Annotated in this window: 2 protein-coding genes and 1 pseudogene; all 3 read right to left on the bottom strand. The window is 49.0% G+C overall.

Going from position 1 to position 3,452, the window contains the following annotated elements:
* Window positions 1–218: hypothetical protein (locus LG31_RS21580; RefSeq protein ID WP_238567488.1), on the bottom strand; the 218-nt coding region annotated here is incomplete at its 3' end.
* A gap of 1,030 nt (window positions 219–1,248) precedes the next feature.
* Complete coding sequence (locus tag LG31_RS0107135; protein WP_033113794.1) at window positions 1,249–2,601, bottom strand: VapE domain-containing protein; 1,353 nt, start codon at window positions 2,599–2,601, stop codon at window positions 1,249–1,251.
* Between the two features lie 542 nt (window positions 2,602–3,143).
* Window positions 3,144–3,452: pseudogene (locus LG31_RS21170) on the bottom strand (site-specific integrase); the annotation flags it as partial.

Below are 3,452 nucleotides of genomic sequence, written 5' to 3'. Positions count from 1 at the left end.
GATTGATAAAATGGAACTTTATTTGATTCGGATGGATATATAACCTCAAATTTTGAGGTTGTTTCTTCAATAAGCTGATAGAGTCTGTCTACATACCTTTGTTTTGGAAAAAATGTCTTACGTAGCCATCCATATCCCTCTTGAGATATGAATTGGTCCACAAATTTTGTAGCAACGTAGTAAGCTGCTCCACCAATTGCCATTGAGACAGGTTCCATTTTTATCTATCCTACTTTTTTATTATCTTAACGAAGCCTCATGGCCTCTATGAGGTATACCAAACACAGGTTGATCCAGGCGTTGCGTGAGCAGATTGCCTATGTGCAACGCTGCTTTCTGGCGGACTGCCAAACAGTGCAGGAACAACTGGGCCATTCGGACGTGCGCACCACCCAAATCTACACTCATGTACTCCAACAGGGCGCTAACGGGGTACACAGCACATTTTCTGACCTTTAGACAACGCTACCGCCGCTGGCTCACCGCCCCAGTCTGCGGCATTGCAATCGATTCTGTGTGCGCCAGCTTTCTTTGGGCAGAGTGTGTTTGACCTACACCACGGCTCAATCGACGATTGCCACTAGCCGCTTGAGACAATGAAACGAGTAATCTATAACATCGAGTCCATTTGGGGCTCCCTCATAATTTATTCAAAACTATCATGCTTTTACAACAATGAACATGAGCTATATCACGACTAAAACCAATATTATCAATGAAACGGCTTGGTTGCTTGGCATGACTCGTGCGGACTGATAATCACCAACAAGGGCGCAGAGGGGTTGATGTGGCTAATCTGCCGTTGAGCACTCAACGGCAATAAGAAAATCTGAGTCTCCCTGCGCTTTACAGCCTCATGCCCTAATTCACCTGTCGAGTGGTGGTGATCGGTAATCTTTATTGGATGTCATGGGTTACTTTGGTTAGATGCGGTTAAGCGAGTGAATCCCCTCTTAATTAGCCTCAGAGCCTTGCTATGGCTACGTTTGACATAATGATGGTTAAGCTGAGTAAGTGAAGTTGCTATGAAGCGTGGTGAGTGCTGGATGGGCTCTTATCAAGGTTTACTCAGTGTTTATATATAAATCACCTTAATCAATTAACCAAAAACCACTGTAGGTCAGTAATGGCGAGGGTTTGAGGCTGGTTAAGAAGCTAGAAAAACCACTTAACATGTACTTAACCAATTAATCATCTACCCAATAGATGAGCAGAAAAAAGCCCCGCCTTATCGGCAGGGCTTAAGAGTCACTTGTCGGCTTTGCCCTTCTCTTTGGGGCTATCGACGGGCAGCAGGTACTCGGTCCTATTAGAACGCGCCCTGCGGCTCTGGAGCTTGCCCTCGCTCGCGAGCAACCGGAGTGCCTTACCCCAACTACTCGCCATGCTCAGCCTCTCACCGTGGCGGGCGCACAGCCCGCTCGCCGTGAGCCATTCAGATGAGGCCCGTGGACGCGATAGATGGTGGTGGTAAATAACCTCATAATATGGACCCTTGTCTGTGTGAGCATCGTTTTCCGATGCAGCTAGTGCAGCTGTTGCATCATCCAGAAACCACGTTGCTCCTGACTCATAGCGCTCCCTTACCTCCAGCCAAAACTGGCGCAGTTGCTCAGGGTCTGTCTGGGACAAACGGCCTGCACTCCAGCTCCAGCCCAGGACCGTATTGAGGCGCTCAACATCAGCTGCCGCAGCCAACTCGATAACAGCAAATCTGGAGTTACCGGTTGTATCCTTGAGAAAATCCGTCCCGTTGACCGTGGCAATATAGGAAGTCTGGCGCTTTTTGGTGGTCATGCTGCGGGCATAGGGTAGGCGATAGCTGTCGTTCTCTCGGGTCAAAAAAGCCTTGAGGCTACCCGCCTCATGTCGGGTCGTACTCTCAAGCTCAGCCAGCTCCACAACCCATGCAGACACTGCGCGACGAACATCATCAGGCTTGTCTGGATTGATGGCACAATCAAGGGTCGAACCTTGCACCACAGTAGCCAGACGGCTCACCCAGGCGCTTTTTCGATAGGACTGTGCCCCCACCAACACAGGCACCAATTTCGAGTACCAGCGCGGTTGATAGAGTGCAGCGACACACCCAACCAGCCATGCATGTAACACCGCACTCGCATAGACGGGATTAGCAGGATTGAGGGTAGCAATCACCGCATCGATGCGCGGTTTCCCATCCCACGGTGCCCCACGTTCGAGCCACTGACGCACAGGGTGATAACTGTGGCGCTCACAAATTGCGATCAGGTGCTCCTCAATCACGGCATCCGGCACACCTGCCAACTGGCAGGCATCAACCAGCGCGGATCGCTGACCCGCCTCAGAGCCTCCCAGACGCTCACCATCCGCATCAGCCAGTTCTGCCTCACCCGTCATCAGGTTGTAGCGTGGCTCCCAACCGTTGAATGTGATAAGAGCAAACAAATTCGAGCTGGTTTTGATGGGGCGGCCAGTAGGGCTCATATCCGGCAGAGTCAGCAGTTTACCCTGCATCACCGACCTGACAGCCTGCTGCACCTGTTGTGTGGCAGCACCGTCCTTCTGACCGTCATATGACGGAATATCATGCCCCGCTGTTTTGTTTTTATTATTTTTCATTTTTATTATCCTCGGTGTTATCACCTGATTGTTGTTATATATAACCTCTGCCATTTTCTACTTTTTAATTGAGTGGGGTAGTTAAAACATACATGGCTCCACTCAATTAAATTCAAACCGTTTTTATGAATGGTATTGCGCCATCAATATGGGATGACCGTCACCGAGATATAGGCGTCAAGGTTGTTCCTCCTCGTCCCGAGTCAGACTCCACCTTGACCCCTATACCCGCCTCCTTCGTCATCCCATATTGACCGCTTCATACCATCCATAAAAAAGGGTTCTCCACCCCACTCCGGTCGCTGCGCAACCTACGGGGGTTCCGGTCTCGTAACCTCGACACACCCCCATACTTACGTGCGTAAGTATGGTTTTCAATAGCGTGCTTACGGTTGTATTTCTTTGCGTACTTACGATTGTTTTCATGGCGCACTTACGTGCGCATTCGTAAGTGTCACATGTTATATTTACGCCAATGAAGATCATAGTTAGGTGTTTGTATTTTCTAGCATGTTTATTTTGTCGAGTGATAGTGGATCTGATTATCGCGAAAGACCATCATCTTTTTGTTTATTTCTTTTTATATAGGCAGCCATCCCGGTTGATTTATCTTTCGCATTTGAACCCTCATTTGGCTCGACTACCAAAATTGGAGTGCTCGGCTGGATGTAATTTTTATTATCTTTAGACCGCACGCTATGAGTCACTCTAATATGGCTCAGGTCAGCATCAGCAGGACAGCTCGGCAAGCGCCCTCCTTTTGCTGATTTTCGATTTCCGTAACGATCAATCGAGGCTGTCGCTTGGTGCCCCATCAAATAGGCAATTTGTAAACGCCCCATACCTGATGC

Origin of the sequence: Aeromonas lacus (genome assembly GCF_000764665.1) — a bacterium.
GTDB classification, from domain to species: Bacteria; Pseudomonadota; Gammaproteobacteria; order Enterobacterales; family Aeromonadaceae; genus Aeromonas; species Aeromonas lacus.
This window is presented reverse-complemented; position numbering and strand designations above follow the sequence as displayed.

What these genes read in the sequence shown, in the direction of transcription:
- LG31_RS0107135 (WP_033113794.1), bottom strand. Translation starts at nt 2,601, where the DNA reads ATGAAAAATAATAAAAACAAAACAGCGGGGCATGATATTCCGTCATAT.